Here is a 24203-nt window from a genome sequence, read left to right on the forward strand (position 1 = left end):
TGAGCGGTCAGCCGGCCGGACAGGTCAGCCCGCCTCGTCCGCGGTGAGCGGGGCGTAGCGCACCTCGGTGACGTCGACGACGCCGTCGAGCGCCCGCAGCCCGACGACCCGCCCCGTGAACCCGGCGGCCACCTCGGTCGAGAGGTACCGGCCGTCGAAACGGGTCAGCTCGTGCTCGGTCCCGTCGACGACGGCGGTCAGGCGCACGTCGTCCGGCCCGTTCGTCGTGGGGGTGACCGACTCGGCCCGGAGCGTGAGCGAGGGCCCGGTCAGCGGGACCGCCGCGCCGTGCCGCGTCTCGAGGGGACCGATGCGGACGACGGCGTACACCTGGCCGGCGTCGGCGCGGAGCTCGCACCAGTGGGTGTCGTCCAGGCGCAGCAGGAGCGCGCCCGCACCGTGCGCCAGGTTCAGGTCCGCCTCGAAGCGCCAGGCGGGATCGAGGGCGCGCGCGGTCAGGGCGCCGGCGTCGGCCCGCGGCCCGGTGCCAGGGCTGAGCCGGAGCCCGCCGTCCGGCCCAGGTGCCGCGATCTCGGCCAGGCCGGCGCCGGGGGAGACCCAGCGCGGGTGCAGCCCGGAGCCGTCGAACGTGTCCGTGTACGACGTGTCCTGGACCGGCACGTCGTAGCGGTCCTCGTCGACCACCGGCCAGTCGTCCACCCATTCGATGCCCGCGAGGAAGGTCTCGCGGCCGTTGACGTGGAACATCGGTGTGTAGCCGCGCGGGCGCACGGCCAGGTAGACCATGGACCAGCTGCCGTCCGCGTTCTCGACGAGGTCGGCGTGGCCGGTGTTCTGGACGGGGTGGGTGGTGCTGCGGTGGCTGAGCACCGGGTTCACCGGGGCGCCGGTGTAGGGGCCCTCGGGCCGGGTCGCGCGCGCCACCGAGACGCTGTGGCCGCGCTCCGTGCCGCCCTCGGCGATGAGCAGGTACCAGTAGGCGCCGCGCCGGTACAGGTGCGGCGCCTCGGGGTGCGCGAGGCCGGTCCCGCTCCACAGCCACCGGGGCTCCTCCAGGGCGATCCCCTTCTCGAGGTCGACGCGCACCTGGGCGATCCCCACCCCGTCCGGGCCGGAGGAGCAGTACGTCACGAAGCACGTGCCGTCGTCGTCCCAGGCGAGGTCGGGGTCGATGCCGCGCAGACCCTCGAGGTAGATCGGGGCGCTCCAGGGGCCCGCGGGGTCCTCGGCGGAGACGACGAGCTGCCCGGCGGGGCCGGTGACGTCGGTGGTGATCAGCCAGAACCGGCCGTCGTGATGGCGCAGGGTCGGCGCGTACACGCCCTGGCTGGAGCCGGCGCGCCCGGCCAGGAACTGCTCGGGGCGGTCGAGGACGTTCCCGACGAGGGTCCAGGTCAGCAGGTCGCGGCTGTGCCAGAGCGGGACTCCCGGCGCGTACTCGAACGACGAGTTCGCGAGGTAGTAGTCGTCGCCCACCCGGCATACCGAGGGGTCTGGGTGGAAGCCGGGAATGATAGGTACGACGTTCATGGAGCAGGGTCTACAGCAATCAGGTCCGGCCTGTCGAACGTGCCCGCGCGCCCGGTTCGTAGAACCAGCCGTGGAACCTCGATCGCGCGGGCTGGGGGAGCAGAGCGGCGATCGCCATGAGGGCCTTGGCCTGCAGACCGGTGGCGACCTCGGCGCGGCCCTCCAGGAGGGCGTCGATCGCGCGGCGGGCCACCATCGCCGGGTTGGCCTTGGGTGCCCGCCCGATGTGCGTGCGTTCCATCTCCGCCGCGCGGAAGAACGGCGTCCGGGTGCCCGAGGGCAGCACCGACGTCACGGTGACGCCCGTGCCGGCGAGCTCGTGGCGCAGCGACCAGGCGAACGAGCGGGCGAACGCCTTCGACGCGGCATACGTGGCGAAGAGCGGGGCGGGCATCGTCGCGGCGATCGACGACGTGACGAGGATCCTGCCGGCGCCCGCCTCGACCAGGTCGGGGACGACGAGGTGCGCGAGGTGCACCACCGAGCGGACGTTGAGGTCGACGAGCCGGAGCTCGTCCCGCAGGGGGGTGTCCGCGAACGGCCCGTGGACGCCGACGCCCGCGTTGAGCACGAACGTCCGCACCCCGAGCTCCCGTGCGCGGGCGGCTGCGGCCTCGACCCCCGCGGACAGGGCGAGGTCGACCTCCAGGCCGGTCACGCGGGCGTCCGTGTGCGCGGCCAGCTGGCGCACGGCCTCGTCGACGTCGCGTTCGGCGACCACGAGCACCTCGTGACCCCGCTGCGCGAGCTCCCGGGCCATCGCGAAGCCGATACCGCTGGACCCGCCGGTGACGAGTGCCACCTCTCGTAGCGCCGACGGCGTCGCCGTCGGGCGGCTGCCGGGCCTGTCCTTGTCCTCGGTCATGTCCTCGGTCACGTCCTCGATCATGGGGCGCGCTCCCTCTCGGGTTCGCCCCTCGTCTCGAAGCCGTCTCCCGACGATAGGCAGGATGCGCACCACCCGCACGCGGCAGTACCCGAGGCCGCGGACCGGGCCGGTTGCCAGTGCCCGCGACCTGGCTAGAGTCAGATCATGGTGACCGTCACGCGGGCCGCTCGATGCACTCCCGACGCGGTGCTGCGCGTGCTCGCCGACGGCTGGTCCTACTCGACGTGGGTGGTCGGCACGGCACGCATCCGGGCGGTCGACCCGACGTGGCCTGAGCCGGGCACGCGCATCCTGCACTCCGTGGGTTTGTGGCCCGCCCTGCTCGACGACGAGACGGTGGTCCGCGCCTGGGACCCCGAGCGGTCGATAGAGCTGCAGGCCAGGGGCTGGCCCGCGGGCGAGGCGCGCGTGCTGATCGAGGTGACGCCGGTGGCTGTCGGGTGCCTCATCCGGATCACGGAGGACGCGGACAAGGGGCCCGGCGTGCTGGTGCCCCGGCCGGTGCGCAGCGCGGTGATCCGCCCGCGCAACGTCGAGACGCTACGGCGGCTCGCGCTCATCGCGGAGCGGCAGGCACCCGAGCAGCTCCAACGCTGACCGGGCTCGCGGCGCGCGCCGCGGCGAACCCGCGTCCGCTCACACGTTCCGCAGCAGCCGCCCCCACGCGCTGCGCACGAGCGCCCGGGGGAGCGCGCCCCACGGGCTCGCCGCGGCCAGTGCGACGCGTGCCGCGTTCCACCCGCACGCGCCGTGCACGCCGCCGCCCGGATGGGCCGACGCGCTCGCGAGGTACAGCCCCTCGATGGGCGTCTCGGGTCTGCCGAGCCCCGACGTCGGCCGGAAGACCAGCTCCTGGTGCACGGCCGACGTCCCGCCGTTGACCGCGCCGCCGACGAGGTTCGCGTCCGCCGCCTCGAGGTCCGCCGGACCCTGGACGGACCTGCCGGCCACGGTGTCCCGGAAGCCGGGGGCGACGCGGTCGAGGGCGTCCTCCATGCGGTCCACCTGGACGGCGACGGCCTCCGGGGTCCAGTCGACGCCGTGGGGCACGTGCGAGTAGGCCCACGCGGACTCGGTGCCGTGCGGGGAGCGCGTCGGGTCCGACGTCGTCATCTGGCCGAGGACGAGGAACGGCCGCTCGGGAGGCTCGCCCTTCGACAGCGAGGCGGCGACGTCGACGAATCCCCGCCGGTCCACGCCGAGGTGCACCGTCCCGGCGCCGTGCGCCCCCTCGGCGGTCCAGGCGAACGGGCGGTCGAGCGCCCAGTTGACCTTGAACGTCGGGTGGTCCCACTGGAACCGGTCGAGGTCGCGCAGCAGGCGCGGCGGCAGGTGCTCGGCGCCGACGAGGTCCCGGTACAGGGCAGGGGCGGTGACGTCGGCGAGCACCGCCCGCCGGGCGCGGACGAGCTCGCCGTCCGCCGTCCGGACGCCGACCGCACGGCCCCGCCCGACCAGCACCCGGTCGACGCGCGCACCGGTGACGATCTCCCCGCCGCCCGCGCGCACCCGCGCGGCGAGCGCGTCGGCGAGCGAACCGGCGCCGCCCGCGGGCACGGGGAAGCCGACGTCCTGCCCGAGCATCGCCAGCAGCCAGCCGAACAGGCCGCTGCCCGCTGCGTCCGGCGGGACGTCGGAGTGCATGGCGTTGCCCGTCAGCAGCAGCCCGCCGCCCTCACCGCGGAACGTCTCGTCCGCGAGCCGGCGCACGGGCAGGACGGCGAGGCGGCCGAGGTCCAGCGCCCCGCCGATGCCGAGCCGGCTCAGCAGCCGCAGCGCGGACCCGGCGGCGGGCAGCGGGCTGAAGAGCGCGTCGAGCAAGGGGTCGCGTATGCGCTGCCAGCCCGCGAACATCCGGAGCCACGCGTCGCCGTCGCCCGGGGCGAGCGCGTCGAGACCCGCCGCGGTGTCCTCGGGCTCGGCGCGCAGCACCGCGGCCTGGCCGTCGTCGAGCACGTGGGCGAGGACCGACGGCGCTCGCGACCACGCGAGCCCGTGCTCCTCCAGGTGCAGGCCGCGGATCACCGGCGAGCCGGCCGCGAGCGGGTAGAACGCGCTGAACAGGTCGGTGCGGAAACCTGGCGCGGCCACCTCGGCGGTGCGCACCGCGCCGCCGACGGCGTCCTGGGCCTCGAGCACCAGGACGTCCCAGCCGGCGTCGACCAGGGCGTTCGCGGCGACCAGGCCGTTGGGGCCCGCGCCGACGACCACCGCATCGACGGTCCTCACCACTGCTCGGGCACCTGCTCCGTCATCGGCCCGGCCACTACGGCGTCCTGCATCGGCTCCTCCGTCAGCTGCTCGATCGGTTCCTCGATCGGTCCCGCTCCAGCGTGCCCAGGATCAGGCCCGGTCGCCAGCGCGCCCGTGCGGTCACGGGAGTACCGCGGCCTCGGACGCGGCGAGGGCCAGCAGCACCACGCACACCACCGCGACGCACATGCTGAGGCCGAACGGCGCGCGGCTGCGCGGCCGGGCGAGCGCCATGACGCCCGCGGCCAGCGCCAGACCCACGGCGACCGCGCCGCCGACCCAGGCGGCCGGACCGGGCGCCCCCGCCGGGCCGGTGACCACCACGGCGACGGCGGCGACCAGCAGGCACGGGGCCAGCACCTCGGACGCGCGGCGGCCGAGCCGGTGCGGCAGGCCCCGCACGCCCGTCGCGGCGTCGTCCTCCAGGTCGGGCAGGGTGTTCGCGACGTGCGCCCCGGTCCCGAGCAGCGCGGCCGCCGCGACCGCCCAGCCCGCCGGGACGCGCGGGCCGGGCGCGGCGAGCACCACGAAGACCGCGAGCAGCCCGAAGGACAGCGCGTACGGCAGCCAGGACCACACGGTCGCCTTGAGCCGGGCGTTGTACGCCCACGCGCCGCCCACCGCCACCAGGTGCGCTACCCCGGGAACGACACCCAGCGCGAGCGACGCGACGACGCAGACGGCGAGCGCCGCGAACGCGGCGCCGCGCAGGGTGCGGGCGGTGACGAGCCCGGCCACCACGGGCTTGTCCGTGCGTCCGACGGCGGTGTCGCGCCGCGCGTCGATCCAGTCGTTGGACCACCCGACGGAGAGCTGGCCCGTGCCCACCGCGACGGTGACCAGGGTGACGACGAGCCAGCCGGAGCCGAGGGCCCCGGCGAGGGCGGCGGCCAGGCCGGTCACGACGGCGGCCGGTGCGGCGTGGCTCGCGAGCACGAGGCCGCGCGCCAGGCGGCGGGCGCTCGTCCCGGTCGGATCGGTGGACAGATTGCTGGACAGATTGCCGGACAGATTGCTGGGCAGATTGCCGGACGGCGTGCCGGACGTCATGTGCGGCACGCTATCCGCCGGGCCGCCTGCTCGCCGCGCGGGTGACCGGGTCCTGCGTGACGATGCTGAGATGTCCTGTGTCGTCGCGGTCGAGCCGGTACTGCCCGAGCACGTGTACACCCAGGAGGAGATCACCGACGTCGTCGGGCCGCTGGTGGCGCCCGACCCGGCACGGACCACCCTGCTGCGCCGCCTGCACGCGAGCGCCGGCGTGGACCACCGGCACCTGGTGCTGCCGCTGGAGGAGTACGCGGGCCTGCACTCGATGGGCGCCACCAACGCCGTCTTCATCCGGGAGGGTGCGCTGCTGGCCGAGCGTGCGTGCCGCCAGGCGCTGGCCGCCGCCGGGCTCCGGCCGGAGGACGTCGACCACGTCTTCGCCACCTCGGTGACCGGGGTGGCCGCGCCGTCGCTGGACGTGCTGCTCTCGGAGCGGCTCGGCCTCCGCAGCGACGTGCGGCGCACTCCCTCGTTCGGGCTCGGGTGCGCGGGTGGGGCGGGCGGGCTCGCGCGCGTGCACGATCATCTGCTGGGCAGGCCGGGCGACGTGTCCCTGCTGGTCTCGGTGGAGCTGTGCTCCCTGACCCTCCAGCACGGCGACGACTCGACGGCCAACATGGTGGCCTCCGGGCTGTTCGGCGACGGCGCGGCGGCTGCCGTCGTCGTCGGAGAGATGCACCCGCTCGCGGGGCGGACGGCGGGCTCGGCCGGCCGGGCCGCTCGGGCAGGCCGCAGAGCGACCGTCGTCGACACGCGCTCGCGGCTGTACCCCGGCACCACCGAGGCGCTCGGCTGGGAGGTGCGTGACACCGGGTTCGCGATAGTGCTCTCCGCCGGGCTGCCGGACCTGCTGCGCGCGCACCTGCTGGCCGACGTCAAGGGGCTGCTCGCCGAGCACGGCCTGACCCCGGGGGAGATCCCCACCTGGGTGGTGCACGCGGGCGGTCCGCGCGTCATCGACGCGGTGCGCGACTCTCTGGGGCTCGCAGAGGACGCCGTCCGGGAGAGCCGGGAGAGCCTCGCCTGCGCGGGTAACCTCTCGTCCGCGTCGGTGCTCGACGTCCTGGCCAGGACCCTCGCGCATACCGACGCCCCACCGGGTTCACCGGTCGTGCTCATGGCCTTCGGTCCGGGTGTGTCGTGCGAGCTCGTACTGCTGAAGCTGGAGGAGCGTTGATGCTGGGTCTCTACGTGTTCCTGGTGGGTGCGACGGCGGTCGAGCGTCTGGCGGAGCTGGTCGTGTCGGCCCGCAACGCGCGCTGGTCGTTCGAGCGCGGCGGCGTCGAGTCGGGCCGGGGCCATTTCCCGGCGATGGTGCTGCTGCACAGCGGCCTGCTGGTCGCGTGCGTCGCCGAGGCGGTGCTCGCCGACCGGCCGTTCCTGCCGTGGCTCGGCTGGCCGATGCTCGTCCTCGTGCTGGCGAGCCAGGCGCTGCGGTGGTGGTGCGTGACCACGCTGGGGCACCGGTGGAACACGCGCATCATCGTGGTCCCGGGGCTGTCGCTCGTGTCCGGCGGCCCGTACCGGTGGATGCGCCACCCCAACTACGTGGCGGTCGTGGTCGAGGGCATAGCACTGCCGCTGGTGCACACCTCCTGGGTCACGGCGCTCGTGTTCACCGTCCTGAACGCGGTGCTGCTGGCGCGCTTCCGCATCCCGGCCGAGGAGCGGGCGCTGCGGTCGGCCGTGGGCGGGATGCGGTGACGTGGTGGGCACGGACGCGGACGTCCTCGTGGTGGGGGCGGGTCCGGTAGGGCTGGCGGCGGCGGTGCACGCGCGAGCGGCCGGGCTCGACGTGCTGGTCGTGGACCGGCGGACGGGCACCCTCGACAAGGCCTGCGGCGAGGGGCTGCTGCCCGGCGCCCTGCGCGCCGTGCAGGCGCTCGGCGCGGACCCGCCGGGTCAGCCGCTCGCCGGGATCAGCTACCGGGCCCCCGGCCGGCACGCCGACCACCGGTTCGCGGCCGGTCCGGGCCGCGGCGTCCGGCGCACCGCGCTGCACGAGGCGCTGTCGAAGCGCGCCGCCGACGTCGGCGCGCAGCTCCTGCACGGTCGGGTCACCGCGCTGCGGCAGGACGCCGTCGGCGTGGAGGTCCAGATGGTGCCGGGTGGCGTCGCCGGTCAGGGGAGAGATCCGGTGACGCTGCGCGCCGGCTGGGTGCTCGGGTGCGACGGCCTGCACTCCACCGTCCGCAGGCTGGCGGGGCTCGACGTCGGTCCCGGGCGACGTGCGGGCCGCCCGGCGGACGGCCGCTACGGTCTGCGGCGACACTTCCAGGTCCCGGCGTGGAGCGACCTCGTCGAGGTGCACTGGTCTCCGCACGCCGAGGCCTACGTGACGCCGGTCGGCCCGGACACCGTCGGCGTCGCGCTGCTCGGGCCGCGTTCGGTGAGCGGCGTGGGGTTCGACGAGCTGCTGCGCACGCAGTTCCCGGAGCTCAGCGCCCGCCTCGCGACCGCGACGGCCGCCGGCTCGCTGCTCGGCGCGGGTCCGTTGCGCCAGCGGTCACGACGGCGTGCGGCGGGCCGCGTGCGGCTCGTGGGCGACGCCTCGGGCTACGTCGACGCCCTGACCGGCGAGGGCGTCCGGGTGGGGCTCGCGCAGGCGGAGGCCGCCGTCCGGCATCTTGACGACGCCGGGGCGTACGAGCGCGCCTGGCGGACGGCGACCCGCGACTACCGCGCGCTCACCACCGGCCTGCTCGCCTGGGCGTCGAGCCCTGCTCGGGGAGCCGTGGTGCCCGCGGCGGTACGGGCGCCGTGGCTCTACGGCGCGGTGGTGGAGCGGCTGGCTCGTTGATCGCGGTCGCCGGCCCGTCCAGCTCGATGGCGTCCACCGGGTGAGGTGAGGGTGATGTCCGGACCTCCGGACGGCGGCAGGACAGTGGCGGCGCTACCTTGATGAGACCCGATGAGAGGTGGCAACGTGAGCGCGGAAGAGGCCTATCCACGACCGGCTACGACGGTCGACGTCCCCGTCAACACCTTCCGGGAGTTCGTCAAGCTCATCGCCCGGCACGACCTCTGGGACGACGTGACGAAGGCCCTCAGGGCCGAGGGCATGGAGTCGGTCACGATCGACAGACGTCCCATCGAGATCATCAGCGGTCTGGTCAGTCAGTGGGGCTCCGCCCAGGCGGACCGTGAGGAAGCGCCACTTCCGGTAGTCGTTCCCGAGTGCGGCTGCAACGTGGTGGTCACCCATCCCGACATCCATCCCCACACGCCCGAGCACACGCTCGGCGACGGTGGCGCAGGCGACGCCGGCACCTCAGATTCCGGGCACCCGCACTAGCCCGCAGAGGCTCGGCCAACAGGGTTCGGCGCCAACGCCATGACTGCCGGTGGATGGTCCGCAGACTCGCTCGAGGTCGCGCTCGAAGCGAAGCGTCGCTACGGCGGCCAGTTGCTGTCGCATCCGGACGTGCACGGCGTCGGCGTGGGGCGCCGCAGGCGCAGAGGTGAGAAGACCGACGAGTACGCAGTGGTCGTGCACCTGAAGCGGAAGCTCCTGCTGGATGAGGTGCCGCCGGATCGCCGGCTGCCTCGCGGCCTGCGCTTCACGGCCGACGACGGAGAGGAGCTCTCCGTGGTTCTGGACGTCCAGCAGCACCCCGAACCTCTCCCCGATTCCGAGCGGCTTCGTCCCGTGCCGGGCGGCGCGAGCGTAGGTCTGACCGGTGCGCACCTCGCTTCGGGAACACTCGGCGGCTGGGTGTGGGACACGGTCGCTCGTCGAGTCGTCGCGCTCTCCAACGAGCACGTGTTCGGCTCCGTACCCGGGGTCGGCGTGATCCAGCCGGCCGCCGGTGACGGCGGCGATCCACCTCACGATCACGTAGCCAGGGTGCTGCGAGCGGGCACCCTCGATGCTGCCATCGCGGTGCCGGACGACGCGAGCCTGGTCAGCGCGACGATCTCCGGCGGCGCTCTCGCGGTGTTCGAGATCGGCGATGCCGCCATCGACATGCGAGTCGAGAAGACGGGTCGTGCCACCGGGCGGACCGTGGGGATCGTCGACCTGATCGACTTCGACTACGACTACTACGGATCGCACGCCGACCTGTGGGTCGATTCCGAGGACGGGGACTTCTCGTCGAGCGGCGACTCCGGTGCGCTGTACGTGGAGGCCTCTCGGGCCGGGCGGGGGCGCGCTTCCGCTCGGGTGGTCGGTCTGCACTGGGGCGGCACCGGGACGAGCGGAGTAGGCCATCCCATCCGCCGCGTGTTCGAGGATCTCGGGTTAGCCACGCTCGACGGGCGGATTCAGCCGCCGCCATTCACCTAGGACCGTAGGTCAACCCGCGCCGACAACTGCGGGTGGGGGTCGAGGGGCGTCTCGACGAACGCACCCCGACCCCCAGCTGAGGACCCTCCCGGTCAGCGCCGGACGCTCACCCCCTCCAGCGCGTCCTTGTACTCCCTGAGATCGGCCCTCGTCGTGTCCGCGTCGAGACGTGCGGCCTCGATGGCGGACAGCAGGTCGCCCACCGTGGTGCCCCCGACGACCGGGTCCTCGAGGGAGACGGAACCCGCCGCGACGTTGAGCCACACAGCGAGCAGCTGCCGGTCGATGACGTCGACCCACTCGTCGTGCTTGGGCGCCCACAGCACCTGCACGGCGTCGTCCAGCGTGGTCAGGTCGACCGCCTCGTCGAACACGTCGCTCTGCGCGCGCGTCGCCGACAGGAAGCACACCAGCTCGTCGGCCGTGTAGTCCGGGTTGTTGACCTGCCGGTACTCCGACGACCAGTACCCGGCGCCGCGAGCCACGGGCTCCGGCGGCGGCTCCTCGCCGGTCGGCGTGCCGTAGATCTCCAGCTCGTAGAGGGAGAAGCCCCACTGCGTCGCGCGCTCGGTGGCGTAGAGCCGCACGTGCCGGCCCGTGCCCGACAGCTCGATGTCGTCGAAGAAGCCGTCGCCGTCGGTAACGGTGTGCACCGTGGTCCAGGTGTCGCCGTCCGGCGAGGTCTGGATCTCGTACCCCGACGCGAACGCCGTCTCCCAGTCGATCACGACGCGGCTGAGGTCGTAGCTCGCGCCGAGGTCGACCGCGATCCACTCCGGCTCGCTCCACTGGCTGCCCCACCGGGTGCCGGCGTTGCCGTCCACCGCCATCTCGCCGGTGCGAGCGGGGTCGTCGATGCTGGACGTCGTCACCGGCCGGCCCAGCGCCAGCGACTCCTCGTCCTCGCCGGTGCACTGGTCGCCCCCGCCCTCGGCCAGGTAGCAGCGCAGGTACCGGTAGGACTCCGCGGAGGACTCGAACGACGGCGCGTAGTCCCACTCGTAGGTGTAGTACTGCACGTACGGCTCGGATGCGGCGATGATCGCCGGGAGGTCGATGTCGCCGTTGCCCAGGGCGACCTGCCTCGGGTCGCCCTCGGCGTTGACGTTGACCGCGTCCTTGATGTGCAGGAGCTCGATGCGGTCGCCGTACTCCTCGATCCACGCGGGGACGTCGATGCCGGCGTCCGCGGCCCAGCCGACGTCGAGCTGGAAGGTGACGTAGCGCGGGTCGGTGTTCTCCTCGATGACCTGCCAGGCGCTGACCATCTCACCCGTCTCCGGGTGGGGGTACCGCGTGGTGAACTCGCTCTGGTGGTTGTGCAGCGCGATCTTGTTCGCGCCGTTCTCGTGCGCGTACTGCCCGAGCCGGTTGACGTGCTCCGCCGTCGCGAGCGCTTCCTCGTAGGTGCCGTAGCTGCCCGCCATCCCGCCGGTCCCGATGTAGTCCTGTCCCAGTGCGACGGCGTAGGCGACCGTCTCGGGCCACGTGTCCCAGTCCGTGCTGCCGTGGCTGGAGGACACCTCGAGGTCGTGCCTGTCGAGGATCGCCTGGTAGTCGCCGACCGGCATCGAGTAGGGCTGGCTGAACGGCTCGATGTTGGTGAACCCGGCGTTGGCCACCTCGCCCAGCACGCGGTCGATCGTCTCCGGGGAGGGTGTGCCGAACCCGAGCTCACCGACGTGGGTGAACAGCTGGATGGAGATCTTGGAGTCGGGGAGCCCGTCGTCCGCTCCACATGCTTCGGCCGCTGTGGTGGTCATGGCGGGAGCGGTGACGCCGGACGGGACCGCGGCGGCCGGGGTCGCGGCGAGCGTGCTCGCGAGGAGCGCGCCGCCCGTCAGTGCCGCGCCCAGGAGGCGCGCGCCAGGCGAGTGGGAGATCTGCATGGGTGCTCCGATCGACGACTCTGTCATTTATGGCGACGGGCATGCGACTTTTGCCGCCACAGGTGCAAAAGGAGTCTGTGGGGCGGGCGATACCGTGTCAAGAGCGGAGTTTTCGCCTCTGCATACGTCGGCGGCGACTGCCTACACGAGCGCCGGCGTGCGGCCGGCGGACGCGTCGCGCAGCAGGACGGCGTCCTGGCTGGGCGGGAGGCCGAACTGCCGGCGGTACTCGCGGCTGAACTGCGACGGGCTGTCGTAGCCGACCCGTAGCCCCACGCCCGTTACGTCGCCGGGCCGGGTGGCGAGCAGGAGGCGCGCCTCCTGGAGCCGGATCTGCTTCTGGAACTGGATGGGGCTCATCGCGGTGACCGCCTGGAAGTTCCGGTAGAACGCCGAGGCGCTCATGCCCGACAGGGCCGCCACGTCCTGGACGCGGAAGGGCTGCGCGTAGTGCTCCCGGATCCACTGGACGGCGCGGGCGATGTGGGCGAGCCCGCTGTCGGCCAGGCCGAGCTGGCGCACGGTGGCGCCCTGCTCCCCGGTGATCAGACGCCAGAGGATCTCGCGCTTGACGAGTGGCGCCAGGACCGCGGCGTCGCGCGGGCTGTCCAGCAGCCGCAGCAGTCGCACGACCGCGTCGACGATGGCCGCGGGGGCGTCGCTGACCACCATGCCGGGCGGGGCGGCGGCGCTGGCCGGAGGGAGGTCGCCGGGTGCGGCAGCCAGGAGGAGCTCGGCGATCAGGGCGGGTCGCAGGACGAGCCCGAAGCCGAGTGCCGGCTCGTCGGGCCGGGCCTTGGTGAACAGGCCGGTCACCGGCAGGTCGACGGACGCCACCAGGTACTGCCCGGGGCCGTACTCGTGCACGCTGCTGCCGAGCGCGATCCGCTTCGAGCCCTGGGCGATCAGCGCCATGACCACGCCCGACATGGAGGGCGCGGGCGGCGCGGACCGGTCGACCGCCGAGACCAGGACGTCGTCGAGCGCCGTCGCGTGGGTGTCGCGCCGCGCATGGCGGGCGATCAGGGTGCGCAACTCTTCGAGGTCTACACCGTTCATGCCACCAGCATGGCACGGCTCGTTCACGATGCTCGCGGGCACGGGAGGATCGTGCAAGTCGTCAAGACGATCGTTGTGTCGCAGCAGTGGGCCCGCGCGGTGTGATGGAGGCACAAGCAACCGGGCTCCCAGGAGCCCTCGCACCGAGGAGACTCACATGACCGTTCGCCACGGATTCCAGGCCACCCTGACCGCGCTGCCCGGCAAGGGCGACGCCCTGGTCGAGATGCTGCTGAACGCCCCGTCGCTGTCCCGCACGGACTGCCCCGTGTTCCTGATCAGCCGTTCGGCCGCCAACGGCGACGTCGTGCACGTCATCGAGGGCTGGACGAGCGAGGAGGCCCACGCCGCCTTCTTCGCGACCAGCGAGGCGCAGGCCCTGGTCGCCGAGCTGCAGCTGCTGCTGGCGGGGGAGTCCGAGTACACGGACCAGGTGCTGGTCGGCGGCAAGGCCGAGCTCTGAGCCGCCGGCCCCTGGTAGCGCCGTCCCGCGCGCTGACGAACCCGAACCTTCCTGAGAGGAACATGTCATGACGATCACCCGTCCCGAGATCGATCCCGAGCTGCGTCCGCTGCTCGACCTCGTCCCCGCCGCGAACCTCGGCCCCGACACGCTCGCGCAGGTTCGTGGCCTGGCGGCCACCACGGCGGAGGGTGTCGAGAGCCTGCTCACGACGGGGCGCACCGTCGACCGGCGCGACCTCACCGCCACCGCCCCGGACGGCTCGCCCGTCCCGCTCACCGTCCTGAGCCCGCCGGGCCTCGACCGCTCGACGCCCGCGCCCTGCGTCTACTGGGTGCACGGCGGCGGGATGGTGCTGGGGGACCGGTTCTCGAACCTCGACATCCCGCTGCAGTGGCTCGACGAGCTCGGCGCCGTCGTCGTGACCGTGGACTACCGGCTGGCTCCGGAGGCGAGCGGCACCACCCTGGTCGAGGACTGCTACGCGGGCCTGGCCTGGGTGGCCGAGCACGCCGCCGACCTGGGCGTCGACCCGGCGCGGCTCGTCGTCGCGGGCACCAGTGCCGGAGGTGGCCTGGCGGCCGGCGTCGCCCTGCTGGCGCGGGATCGCGGGGCACCGGCCATCGCGGCGCAGGTGCTCGTGTGCCCCATGCTCGACCACCGCAACGACACGGGATCGAGCCACCAGTTCGCCGAGGGCCCCGCGACGTGGACCCAGGCCACGAACGCGTTCGGCTGGCGTTCCGTGCTCGGCGCCGGTCCGGACGCCGAGGTCTCGCTGTACGTGTCGCCGGCCCGGGCCGGCGACCTGTCGGGCCTACCGCCCGCGTACGTCGACGTCGGCTCGGCCGAGGTATTCCGGGACGAGGACGTCAGCTACGCGAGCCGCATCTGGGCGGCCGGTGGCCACGCGGAGCTGCACGTGTGGGCCGGCGGGTTCCACGGTTTCGACGCGCTCGTGCCCGGGGCGCAGGTCTCGATCGCGGCGCGCCGGACACGCGCCGACTGGCTCCGCCGAGTGCTGGAAGCGCGGGCCGGCTCGTGAACAACACAGAAGTGAACAACACAGAGACGAACAACAGGGAGATGGAAGAGATGAGCCAGGACCAGAACAGCAACGACGTTCCCGTGGTGGTGGTCACCGGGGCCAGCGCGGGCATCGGGCGGGGCGCCGCGATCGAGATCGCCCGCCGCGGGATGCACGTCGTCGCGACGTACAACTCCCGTCCGCAGGAGGCGGAGGAGACCGTGCGCCTCGTCCGGGAGGCAGGTGGCGACGCCGTCGCCCTGCGGCTCGACATCGCGCACAGCGACCAGTTCCCCGCCTTCCGGCAGGAGCTGACGGAGGCGATCTCGACGGCGTGGGGCGCGACGACGGTCCGCGCCCTGGTCAACAACGCCGGCTTCGGTGGCGGGCTGCCCTTCACCGAGATGACCGAGGACGCGTTCGACCAGTACTACCGCGTGCTCCTGAAGGGCCCCTACTTCCTGACCCAGGCTCTGCTGCCCCTGCTGGCGGACGGCGGAGCCGTCGTGAACGTCTCGAGCAGCTCCGTGCGTCCGGGGGACACCGAGCCCGGGTACTCCGGCTACGCGGGGATGAAGGGCGGCCTCGTCACGGCCACCCGGTACCTGGCCAACGAGCTCGCCGGCCGCGGCATCATCGTCAACTCGGTCGCACCCGGCCCCACCCGCACGCGGATCGGAGACGACGCCTTCGACCGCTTCCCGGAGATCATCGACGGCATCGCGGCGAGGACCGCGCTCGGCCGGATCGGCGAGCCGCAGGACGTCGGCAGGGTGATCGCGTTCCTGGTCTCGACCGACGCCGGGTGGATCACCGGCCAGGACATCCAGGTCTCCGGGGGCTTCGCGCTCTGAAGGGTCGCGCCGTGGTGGTCACACATCACGGCGCTCGCCGGTCGAACAGCCGGAAGGACACGGACACCTCGCCGCTCGACCGCGGCGAGGGACGGGCGGCGAGAGGTGAGGAACAAGATGGCGGGCATCGTGCAGCGGGCAGTCGTGGTCCAGCCGGGGACGGTGGAGCCCGGATCGGTCCGGGTGCGCGCCTACAGCTCGGGCGTGCTGGTGGCCGACGCCGATCCGCCGCTGCTGGTCTGGGAGCACCCGTACTACCCGCAGTACTTCTTCGCCCCGGGTGAGGTGCAGGCCGAGCTGCGCGCGGCAGGTCCGGGACGCCGGTCCCGGACCCTCGGTCCGAGCGAGAGGTACGACGTCGTGGTGGGTGACCAGGTGCTGGCAGGCGCGGCCCAGCGGTACCCGGAGGCGCCCGTCGAACACCTGCGCACCATGACGACCCTGGCCTGGTCGGCCTTCGACACATGGCTCGCCGAGGAAGAGGTGATCCACACCCATGCCCGCGACCCGTACGTCCGGGTCGACGCGATGCCCTCCAGCCGGCACGTCCGCGTCGTGGCGGGCGGGGTGGTGGTCGCCGAGTCGCGCCGCCCCGTCGTCCTGGTCCAGTCCGGCCAGCCACCGCGGTACTACCTCCCGCGGGTCGACGTGCGGATGGACCTGCTCACGCCGACCGACACGGTGAGCTACTGCGCGTACAAGGGCACCGCCGCGTACTGGACGCTCAGGGTCGGCGAGCTCGAGCTGCCCGACGTTGTCTGGGGCTACGACACACCGCTGCGCGAGGGGCTGGCGGTCGCCGGACTGGTCTGCTTCTGGCCCGAGCAGAGCGCGGACCTCGAGGTCCACGTCGACGGCGAGCGGATCGGCCGGCCATAGTCCGCCGACGGTGCCAGCCGCCCGGGTGCCAGCCACGGACAACCTGGACCTGGATCCGGAACCCGGGCGCGCACACGCTGGTGTGGACACAGACCGGCGTGAGAGGAACCTCAAGTGAGCAAGAAGAACCCCGCCCAGCGGCCCGACGTCGTCGTGCCGGACCTGACCGGCAGACGCGCCGTCGTGACCGGAGCCAGCGACGGGATCGGGCTGGGCCTCGCCGAACGCCTCGCCCGCGCCGGCGCCGAGCTCGTGCTGCCCGTACGCAACCCGGCGAAGGGCCGCGCGGCCACCGACCGGCTGCGCGCCGCCGTGCCCGGCGTCGTCGTCACCACGCGCCCCGCCGACCTCGCGTCGCTCGAGTCGGTGGCGGCGCTCGCGGGCGACCTCCTGACCGAGGGCCGGCCGGTCGACCTGCTCGTCGCGAACGCGGGAGTGATGACGCCGCCGACCCGCACCACCACGGCGGACGGCTTCGAGCTCCAGCTCGGCACCAACCACCTGGGGCACATGGCGCTCGTCGGGCACCTGCTGCCGCTCCTGAGCAGCTCCCGGGCGCGCGTCACCACGATGTCGAGCGCGGCAGCGCGGTTCGGGCGCCTGGACTGGGACGACCTCAACAGCGAGCGCGACTACTCGCCGGTGCGCGCCTACAACCTCTCGAAGCTGGCCCAGCTGATGTTCGCCCTCGAGCTGGACCGGCGCAGCAGGGCGCACGGCTGGGGGATCGTGAGCAACGCGGCCCATCCCGGGACCACCTACACGGGCCTGTACACCGCGGGGCCGGGCCTCGGCAGCGCGGAGCCGCCGCGGATCGACGCCGTGATGCGGCGGCTGCTCGCATTGGGGATCTTCGTGCAGCCGGTCGAGCAGGGGCTGCTGCCCGCGCTGCAGGCCGCCACCGACCCGGCCGCGGACGGCGGGACGTTCTACGGCCCCGACGGCATCGGCCACTTCACCGGCGGATCCGCCAGGCAGCGGGTCTACCGGTCCGCCACCGACGAGGTGGCAGCTGCGCGCCTGTGGGCGGCGTCCGAGAAGATGACGGGCGTGCGGTTTCCTGACGCTGCGCTCGGAGAACGAGGTGAGGTCGATGGATCGCGAGCAGCTCGGTGAGTTCCTGCGCGCCCGCCGGGAGGCGCTCCAGCCGGAGGACGTGGGGCTGCCGCGCGGGCCGCGCCGGCGCACGAGCGGCCTGCGGCGCGAGGAGGTCGCCGCGCTGAGCGGCGTCTCGGCGGACTACTACAGCAGGATCGAGCAGAGCCGCGGGGCGGTGCCCTCAGAGCAGGTGCTCGCGGCCATCGCCCAGGGCCTGCACCTCACGCTCGAGGAGCGGGACCGGCTGGTCGAGCTCGCGGGGCACGCCCTGCCGCGCCGCGTCCGGCGCAGCGACCACATCAACGCCGGCCTGATGCGGATCCTGGACGGGCTGGCGGACGCGCCCGCGCAGGTCGAGAACGTCCTGGGCGTGACCCTGCGCCAGACGCGGCTCGCCGCGGCGCTCCTCGGCGACGAGACCACGTACACCGGTCCGGAGCAGGCCCGGGTCTACCGGTGGTTCACCGATCCGCGCAGCCGGGACCGGATCCCGGAGGAGGACCACGACCGGCACGGCCGCACCCTCACGGCCCGGCTCGCCGCGGTCCACGCGCAGACGGGGCCGACGTCGCCGGCGGGCGAGCTCGCGGCCGGCCTGCGCGGCCGCAGCCCCGAGTTCGCGCGGCTGTGGGACGAGCACCCCGTGCTCGGCCCCTACTGCGAGCCCAAACGGCTGAACCACCCGGAGGTGGGGCTGATCGAGCTGCACGGGCAGACGCTGCTCGACCCGGACCAGTACCAGGCACTGACGGTGTTCACGGCGGTGCCCGGCACGGAGAGCGCCGAGCGGCTGCGCCTGCTCGCGGTGGTGGGCGCGGTCTGATCGGCGGCGCTCCGGAGCACTGCCCTGTGGCGGCCCTCACATCGTCCGCGGTCACATCTCGCGGGCCTGGCGGGTCACTACTGCGGCGGTGCACCGCGCACCGCGCCCCTGGGGAAGGAACATCATGACCTCACCGATCGAGACCCTCCGCCGCGGCTTCGGCGGCGACATCATCGAGCCGGGCGACGCCGAGTACGAGGCGGTCGGCCGCTCGAAGCTGGCCGCGGGGAGCCCCGCCTACGTGCTGCGCCCCGGAAGCACCGACGACGTGCGGGCCGCCGTCCGGTTCGCGGCCGGCTCCGGCCTCACCTTGTCCGTCAGGGGCGGCGGCCACAGCTTCGCCGGGTTCGGCACCAACGACGGCGGCATCGTCATCGACCTGAGCCTGCTCGCGGCCGTGGAGGTCGTCGATCGCGAGCGCCACCTGGTACGGATCGGCGGCGGCGCCCACTGGGGCCAGGTCGCGGAGGCGCTGGCCCCGCACGGCCTGGCGATCTCTGCAGGCGACACCAAGAGCGTCGGTGTGGGTGGGCTGACGCTCAGCGGTGGCATCGGCTGGAAGGTCCGGCGGTACGGCCTGGCGCTCGACACCGTGGTCGCCGCCGAGATCGTCACCGCCGACGGCGCGGTCCTGACCGCGAGCGCCGACGAGAACCCCGACCTGTTCTGGGCGATCCGTGGCGGCGGCGGCAACTTCGGCGTCGTGACATCGTTCGGGTTCGAGGCGCACCCGACCACGGAGGTCGTCTTCGGCAAGGTCACGTTCCCGCAGGCCGAGGCGGTCGACGTGCTCCAGGGCTGGGCGGACTACCTGCGCACCGCGCCGGAGGAGGTCACGTCGATCGCGAACCTCGCCAACCCGCTGGCCGGCGGCCCGGAGGCGCCGGTGGAGATCCACGTCGCCTTCGACGGCGACGACCCGGAGGCAGCCGCCCGGGCGTTCGCCCCGATCCGCGCGCTCGGCACCGTCCTGGACGACGACGTCGCGCCGCACGCCTACGCGGACATCCTCGTGGAGGGCGGGTCCCCGCCGCCGGGTATCGAGGTGCTCGCCCACGACGGTTTCGTCGAGCGGGAGTCGGTGGCCGAGGTCCTGCAGATCCTGGCCGAGGTCGGGACGTCGCCCGGGTCGCCGTCGATCGCGATCCGCAGCGTGGGTGGCGCGGTCGCCCGGGTTCCTGGTGACGCCACCGCCTACGCGCACCGGCAGGCGGAGCTGATGGTCGCCACCCTGGTGGGCGGCCCGGTGCACGTCGTCGAGGCTGCGCGCGCCGGCCTGGACGCGATCTGGGAGAAGCTCGGCCCGCACGTGAGCGGCGCCTATGCCAACTTCCTGACGACGGCCACCGACGACGACGTGGCTGCTGTCTACCCGGCTGAGACGTATGAGCGGCTGGCGGAGGTCAAGCGGCGGTACGACCCGAACAACCTCTTCGCGCACAACCACAACGTTCGGCCGAAGTAGGGGAGCGGTGGGAGCGCGGGCGTCGCCTCTGATCGGGGCGGCGCGCGCGTAGGACGGGTTCTTGCGCCGGTGGGCCTTAATCGGGCTGCCGGAGCCACTTCACCCCAGGGTCTTGGCTGGCTGGTCGACATCTCGCCATCGTCCCGTTGTCGGCCTCGACCGGTGGTCAGCGGATAGGCTCGCGCGGTGCTTGAGGACCTGGACACGATCAACTGGGACAGCTCCGGCGGGGCCTATGGGCCCGCGGGCGATGCGGCCGAGATTCTGCGAGGGCTCGCTTCGCCGGACGAGGGGGTTGCGGGTGAGGCGCTCGATGAGTTCTTTTCCTCCATCTGGCACCAGGGGACTGTCTATCCCGTGACTGCGGTCGCGGTGCCGTTCATCGTGGACCTGGCTGCTGGTCGTGCTGTTCACCACCGGGATGCTCTGTGCTTCGCGCTGGGCGGGTTCGGAGATTCGAACATGAGCGACGGCAGCGCTCTGCCCGCGGTCCGGGCGGCTTTGCGCGCCCACTCAGACCGGCTCCTGCCGCTGCTGGAGGACCCCGAAGTGGCGGTCCGTGAGGCTGCCACCTACGCAGTCGCCCACTCGGGTGGCGGTGACAAAGCTGCGTCGGCTCTGGCCGCACGGTGGGAGGCTGAGGGTGACCCGCAGGTCCGGGCGGGCATCTTGCTGGGCCTGTGCGTTGTCGCTCCTGCTGTCGGCCTCCCGGTGGCCGAGGCCGCATCGCGAGATTCGTTCCCGGTCCCGCTCGCTGTGGCCCATGTGCTCCTCGACGCAGGGCGCGCGGTGCCCGGCGAGGCGCTGGAACACCTTGCGGCCGCGATCAAGCGGGAAGCGGAGTGGAATGGCGCCTGGCCGGAGTCCCTCACACGGTTCGACGGTGTGATCGAACGCCTCGACGCCGTCGCCGCGCGGACCGTTGTCACGATGATGGGGACTGGCTCTGCGCAAAGTCGTGTCCGTCAGGCGGAGAACCTCGCCCTCCGCTCACGTGCCAGCCGGTCGGCCGCGCGGGAGTCGATTGGGCACCTCCGCGAGCTTCTGGCCGACGACGACGCGGGCGTCGTGGCGGCTGCTGTCGCTGCAGCCGCCGATGCTGGTCACGCGGCGTCGAGCCTGGCGCCGGAACTGGCGCACCTGGCACTCGGCGACGTCGCTGACCACCGCGGTCCTGCGAACATGGCGATTGCCGTCCTGACCCGGCTCCGGGACGACCGCGTCATTCCAGCGCTGACCGCTGCATGGGAACGTGGCCAGTCGCCGGACGCGCTGCGGCTGCTCGGCGACCACATCCCGTCCTTCGACCCTGACGCCCTGACCGCCATCCGCGCCCGACTGGCGACCGTGCTCGATGCCTCGGCGAGCGAACGCGCCGAGTGGGCGACCCCCGCAGGGTGGCCGGACGGTCCGGCGCCGCTCATCGCAGTCCTCAGGGGCTGGGGGTCGGCTGCGGTACCCGCCCTCGACGTCCTCGTCGACGCGCTCCCCGTGGCTCCGTACGGTGTTCCCATGGCGTTGGCTGCGATCGGCCCGGCGGCTCGTGACGCAGAGGCCGCGCTCCGCGCGGCGGCCGACGGGGCCGGGCTTCCCGCGCTGCGGGCTGCCCGTGCCCTGCACCAGCTGTCTGATGATCCTGCGCCGCTCGTTGCGGTGGCCGCGGGGCTCCTGGACAGCGGCCATGGGTTCACCGACTGGGATCTGAACGTGGTCGCCGAGGCCGGGCCTGACGCGGCGTCGCTGGTCCCGCGGCTGGGCACATTCCTGACGGGACGCGCTGCCGAGACCTACCCGGACCGCGAGCTCCAGGTCGCCGCTGCTCGCGTGGTCTGGCGCGCAGTGGGGGACACCGATGCCGTGGCCCCGACCCTGGACGCGGTGCTGCAAGCGGGGGAGAGGCCCGCGGCCCGAGCGGCCGAGTTGTTGGCGGAGTTTCCGCCCGAACTCCTCGAACCGTTTGTCCCAGTATTGCGGGACCTCGCGGAACGCACTGAGCCCTTCCAGGGCGCTGCACGGGTTCCGGCGGCCCGCGCGCTCTGGCGTGCCGGCGGTGCTACAGCAGGTCTCGTTCCGCTGCTCCTCGAGGAGATCGCGGGGCCGTGGGGCAGCTTCGACGGCGTGGACCTGCTCGCTGAGATGGGCGACGCCGACGCTGTTCCCGGACTGCGCGCGCTTGCGGAGCAGGACGCTCGCGTCGTCACCTCCGGCAGCTGGGACAGCCTCGTCTGGGACGACGACAACCTGCGTCGGAGAATTCTCGACGCAATCACCACGCTGCTGACGTGAGCCGAAGCATGGGCCTAGAGGTCGCCCTCGCCGCCGCCCCCGCCTTTGCCGTCATCCTGAACGTTCGCACGACGGCCGTCGTGCGGATCGACATGCAGTCCCACGTGGGCCGCTCGGCCGCGCGCGCAGGCCATGAAGTGGCCCGAGAAATGGGCAGCGGTGATCGTGGCATTTCTGGGACCTTCTTCTTCGAAACAGGGCGCCTCACGTCAGCGACCTGTTGCTCGGCGTCGGCGGGTGGGTCGGAGATTCTGCGGTGAACTCGGATGGTGATAACCGATGACGAAGGAACGTCGCAAAGACGCTGAGCGTGAGGCTTTGTTCATCAGCCGCGCAAACGCTGCGACGTACTTTATTCAGACCGTCGGAATATTTGCGTTATGTGTTGTAGTAACAGTTGTGGCCGCAGTGATGGATATGGCTAACCTTGTCGCCATAATGGCACCAGTATCGATCATCTCTGCCACGCTAGGATTCCTGTGGATCGTTGACCGAGTGAAGCCCACAGCGGTCGCGCTTACGCGAATTCCCAGAGTGCTACGCAGCGTGTTCCTCATGGCGGCCGCAGTCGTCCTGGCTGTACTGGCAGCGGTCGCACTGTCTCTTCGGTTCGGGGCCGGGGCTGGGTTGGCGGCTCACCTCCTTGTCTACAGCGCCGAGTTTGCCCTGGCGGTTGCAATCAAGGCCCGCCGCGCGCTCCGCGAGCCGCCGGAGTGACGCCCAGTGCTGCCTATGACAACCAGCAGGTGCGTTGCCTGGCCGCGGTTCCAGGGCTCGTGGGCACAGGCGTGGGTTGGTCAGGTCGCGGCCGGGCCGGTTCGTGAGACGGTCCCCTGTAAGGAGCTGTAGCGGATGGGCACGAGGTCGGTGGTGCCATCGGTGCAGGTAACAGGGATGGCGGCCTCAGCCTCGTTCTGGGTCCAACTGGACGTAGTCCAGGTTCCAGTTCTGGTAGGCGTTCTCGGGCAGGCTGATCCGGAGCGTGTGCGTGCCCCGGGTGAGCCGCTGGGTCACGCCGCTCGGCTGGAGCTCCTGCTTCGCGTGGCTGGTGGTGTTCCGGACGGCGACCGGGGCGCTGGGAGCACCGTCGTCGAACGCCACCGTGTAGGTGCCGGCCGGCGAGTACGGCGACGAGGCCCGGACCGAGACCTCGTAGGTGCCGTCCCGCGGGACCACGACCTCGTACGTGAGCCACTCACCGCCGCGCATCCAGCCGAGGCTCACCGCCCCGTCGGTGTCCTGGATGTCCACGCCCTCGCCGGGCCGCATCTGCAGGTTGCTGCGGTTCGCGGCGTCCAGGTCGTGGTATCCGGCCCCTTCGCCGGGCACGAAGTCCTCCGCCTGGACGCGCACGCCGCCACGCGGCAGCGGGTCGCCGACGCCGGTGGCGAGCCAGCGTTCGAGGTGTACGACGTCGTCGGTCTGGAAGACCGTGGTGCGGTAACCGCGCACCAGCGCCTCCCAGCCGCGCAGCGGGTCGATCAGCGACGCCTCGTCGGTCATCCGTTCCGACAGCCCGTTCCACATCGTGTTGCTCCACACGCGGCTCTTCGCCGCGATTCGGTCCAGGAACGGCCTACGCGCGACGGCGTCCGCGGTGCTGTCGAAGTTGACCTCGTAGGCGACCGGCTGGTCGTCGCCGAACTGGTCGACGGCCGCCATGTTGGTGTCCGTCACGATGTGCATGTAGACGGCGCCCTGGTGCGTCGAACGGAAGGCCTGGACCTCTGCCACCGGAGCGTCTGACTTGTAGATGCCGTTGTGGACGGTGCCGGTGTCGACGAGCACGTCCCAGATCTCCTCGCGGAACGGCCAGCCCTTGTCCAGGTTGACCAGGCCTCGGTGCTTCGCGAGCCGCATGGCGTCCTCGAGCGTGGGGACGCGCTCGTCGGTGAGCGCCGCCTGGCTCCCGCCCAGCCCTTGCTTGAGGCGCAGCCGCTCGATCTGCGCCAGGGTGAGGCTGTCGACCCGGCCGGTCCCGTCGGTGGTGCGGTCCACGGTGGTGTCGTGCATCAGGACGGGGACGCCGTCGGCGGTGAGCTGGACGTCCAGCTCGACGATCTCGGCGCCGTCCTCGAACGCCGCCACGATCGCGGGGATGCTGTTCTCCGGGGCGACACGCCACTGCGCGCGATGCGCGGCGGTGAGGATCTTGGCCTGAGGGCCGTGGTCGAGCAGGTCGCGGTAGGCGCGCTCGGCAGGAGTCGAGCCGCCGTGCCCGGGACCACCGAGGTCGGAGCCCCGCTGGGCCGCCACGTCGGCGACTGCGTGGCCGACGGCGGTCGCCTGCCGGGTGCCTGACTCGACGGCGCCGGCGACGGCGCTGGACAGCGCCAGTGCGGTCGCGACGACGACGGCACCGACGCGGACATGCTTGCGTGCACTCATG

General features: G+C 72.8%; 23 protein-coding genes. 16 read left to right on the forward strand and 7 right to left on the reverse strand.

Annotated elements, in window-relative coordinates:
* Window positions 1-24: 24 nt before the first annotated feature.
* Both ACNYC2_RS10675 and ACNYC2_RS10680 read right to left on the reverse strand, forming a co-directional pair.
* The gene (locus tag ACNYC2_RS10675) at window positions 25-1491 is read right to left on the reverse strand and encodes a family 43 glycosylhydrolase (protein WP_419706984.1); all 1467 of its coding nucleotides are present in this window, start codon (window positions 1489-1491) and stop codon (window positions 25-27) included.
* Window positions 1492-1510: 19 nt separating this feature from the next.
* Window positions 1511-2380 (reverse strand): SDR family NAD(P)-dependent oxidoreductase, encoded by an 870-nt coding sequence (locus tag ACNYC2_RS10680; protein ID WP_419706985.1) that lies wholly within the window; start codon window positions 2378-2380, stop codon window positions 1511-1513.
* Window positions 2381-2524: 144 nt separating this feature from the next.
* Between ACNYC2_RS10680 and ACNYC2_RS10685 the strand changes: the two genes are divergently transcribed.
* On the forward strand, window positions 2525-2977 hold the full coding sequence (locus ACNYC2_RS10685; RefSeq protein WP_419706986.1) for an SRPBCC family protein: 453 nt from the start codon (window positions 2525-2527) through the stop codon (window positions 2975-2977).
* Window positions 2978-3016: 39 nt separating this feature from the next.
* Here ACNYC2_RS10685 and ACNYC2_RS10690 read toward each other — a convergent pair whose 3' ends face one another.
* Window positions 3017-4609: a phytoene desaturase family protein gene (locus tag ACNYC2_RS10690; RefSeq protein WP_419706987.1), complete on the reverse strand. Its 1593-nt coding sequence runs from the start codon at window positions 4607-4609 to the stop codon at window positions 3017-3019.
* Window positions 4610-4753: 144 nt separating this feature from the next.
* Window positions 4754-5683, reverse strand: coding sequence for a UbiA family prenyltransferase (locus ACNYC2_RS10695; RefSeq protein ID WP_419706988.1), 930 nt, complete (start codon window positions 5681-5683; stop codon window positions 4754-4756).
* Between the two features lie 70 nt (window positions 5684-5753).
* Here ACNYC2_RS10695 and ACNYC2_RS10700 point away from each other — a divergent pair, with 70 nt between their 5' ends.
* The 5 genes from ACNYC2_RS10700 to ACNYC2_RS10720 all read left to right on the forward strand — a co-directional run bounded on the left by ACNYC2_RS10700 (window position 5754) and on the right by ACNYC2_RS10720 (window position 9971).
* Entirely contained in the window at window positions 5754-6860 is a 1107-nt protein-coding gene (locus ACNYC2_RS10700) for a type III polyketide synthase (protein WP_419706989.1), read from the forward strand.
* On the forward strand, window positions 6860-7387 hold the full coding sequence (locus tag ACNYC2_RS10705; protein WP_419706990.1) for an isoprenylcysteine carboxyl methyltransferase family protein: 528 nt from the start codon (window positions 6860-6862) through the stop codon (window positions 7385-7387). Before ACNYC2_RS10700 ends, ACNYC2_RS10705 begins: the two co-directional genes overlap by 1 nt.
* Window position 7388: 1 nt before the next feature.
* Window positions 7389-8483: an NAD(P)/FAD-dependent oxidoreductase gene (locus ACNYC2_RS10710; RefSeq protein WP_419706991.1), complete on the forward strand. Its 1095-nt coding sequence runs from the start codon at window positions 7389-7391 to the stop codon at window positions 8481-8483.
* Between the two features lie 126 nt (window positions 8484-8609).
* The gene (locus ACNYC2_RS10715) at window positions 8610-8978 is read left to right on the forward strand and encodes a hypothetical protein (protein WP_419706992.1); all 369 of its coding nucleotides are present in this window, start codon (window positions 8610-8612) and stop codon (window positions 8976-8978) included.
* Between the two features lie 39 nt (window positions 8979-9017).
* A complete protein-coding gene (locus tag ACNYC2_RS10720; protein ID WP_419706993.1) occupies window positions 9018-9971 on the forward strand; it encodes a hypothetical protein in 954 nt (317 codons plus the stop codon).
* Window positions 9972-10063: 92 nt separating this feature from the next.
* Here ACNYC2_RS10720 and ACNYC2_RS10725 read toward each other — a convergent pair whose 3' ends face one another.
* On the reverse strand, window positions 10064-11860 hold the full coding sequence (locus ACNYC2_RS10725; protein WP_419706994.1) for a discoidin domain-containing protein: 1797 nt from the start codon (window positions 11858-11860) through the stop codon (window positions 10064-10066).
* A gap of 141 nt (window positions 11861-12001) precedes the next feature.
* Window positions 12002-12919 (reverse strand): AraC family transcriptional regulator, encoded by a 918-nt coding sequence (locus ACNYC2_RS10730; protein ID WP_419706995.1) that lies wholly within the window; start codon window positions 12917-12919, stop codon window positions 12002-12004.
* 157 nt (window positions 12920-13076) lie between these two features.
* On the opposite strand from ACNYC2_RS10730, the gene ACNYC2_RS10735 reads away from it, so the two are divergent.
* The 10 genes from ACNYC2_RS10735 (at window position 13077) to ACNYC2_RS10780 (ending at window position 22531) form a co-directional block, all read left to right on the forward strand.
* On the forward strand, window positions 13077-13382 hold the full coding sequence (locus tag ACNYC2_RS10735; RefSeq protein ID WP_419706996.1) for a putative quinol monooxygenase: 306 nt from the start codon (window positions 13077-13079) through the stop codon (window positions 13380-13382).
* Window positions 13383-13449: 67 nt separating this feature from the next.
* Window positions 13450-14427: an alpha/beta hydrolase gene (locus tag ACNYC2_RS10740; protein WP_419706997.1), complete on the forward strand. Its 978-nt coding sequence runs from the start codon at window positions 13450-13452 to the stop codon at window positions 14425-14427.
* A 50-nt stretch (window positions 14428-14477) separates the two neighbouring features.
* Window positions 14478-15263 carry an SDR family NAD(P)-dependent oxidoreductase gene (locus ACNYC2_RS10745; RefSeq protein ID WP_419706998.1) on the forward strand — a complete coding sequence of 262 codons (786 nt, stop codon included), beginning with the start codon at window positions 14478-14480 and terminating at the stop codon, window positions 15261-15263.
* Between the two features lie 117 nt (window positions 15264-15380).
* Entirely contained in the window at window positions 15381-16142 is a 762-nt protein-coding gene (locus ACNYC2_RS10750; RefSeq protein WP_419706999.1) for a DUF427 domain-containing protein, read from the forward strand.
* Between the two features lie 114 nt (window positions 16143-16256).
* Window positions 16257-17258: an SDR family oxidoreductase gene (locus ACNYC2_RS10755; RefSeq protein ID WP_419707000.1), complete on the forward strand. Its 1002-nt coding sequence runs from the start codon at window positions 16257-16259 to the stop codon at window positions 17256-17258.
* Window positions 17236-18063: a helix-turn-helix transcriptional regulator gene (locus tag ACNYC2_RS10760; protein ID WP_419707001.1), complete on the forward strand. Its 828-nt coding sequence runs from the start codon at window positions 17236-17238 to the stop codon at window positions 18061-18063. The genes ACNYC2_RS10755 and ACNYC2_RS10760 overlap by 23 nt, the downstream gene beginning before the upstream one ends.
* 124 nt (window positions 18064-18187) lie before the next feature.
* Window positions 18188-19528, forward strand: coding sequence for an FAD-binding oxidoreductase (locus ACNYC2_RS10765; protein WP_419707002.1), 1341 nt, complete (start codon window positions 18188-18190; stop codon window positions 19526-19528).
* A gap of 186 nt (window positions 19529-19714) precedes the next feature.
* Window positions 19715-21814 carry a hypothetical protein gene (locus ACNYC2_RS10770; RefSeq protein WP_419707003.1) on the forward strand — a complete coding sequence of 700 codons (2100 nt, stop codon included), beginning with the start codon at window positions 19715-19717 and terminating at the stop codon, window positions 21812-21814.
* Window positions 21811-22074 (forward strand): hypothetical protein, encoded by a 264-nt coding sequence (locus ACNYC2_RS10775; protein WP_419707004.1) that lies wholly within the window; start codon window positions 21811-21813, stop codon window positions 22072-22074. The genes ACNYC2_RS10770 and ACNYC2_RS10775 overlap by 4 nt, the downstream gene beginning before the upstream one ends.
* Before the next feature lie 19 nt (window positions 22075-22093).
* A complete protein-coding gene (locus ACNYC2_RS10780) occupies window positions 22094-22531 on the forward strand; it encodes a hypothetical protein (RefSeq protein WP_419707005.1) in 438 nt (145 codons plus the stop codon).
* 186 nt (window positions 22532-22717) lie between these two features.
* Here the strand turns inward: ACNYC2_RS10780 and ACNYC2_RS10785 are convergent, their stop codons facing one another.
* Entirely contained in the window at window positions 22718-24202 is a 1485-nt protein-coding gene (locus ACNYC2_RS10785; RefSeq protein ID WP_419707006.1) for a glycerophosphodiester phosphodiesterase family protein, read from the reverse strand.
* Between the last annotated feature and the right edge of the window lies 1 nt (window position 24203).

Origin of the sequence: Promicromonospora sp. NFX87 (assembly GCF_048564965.1) — a bacterium.
Classification (GTDB): domain Bacteria; phylum Actinomycetota; class Actinomycetes; order Actinomycetales; family Cellulomonadaceae; genus Promicromonospora.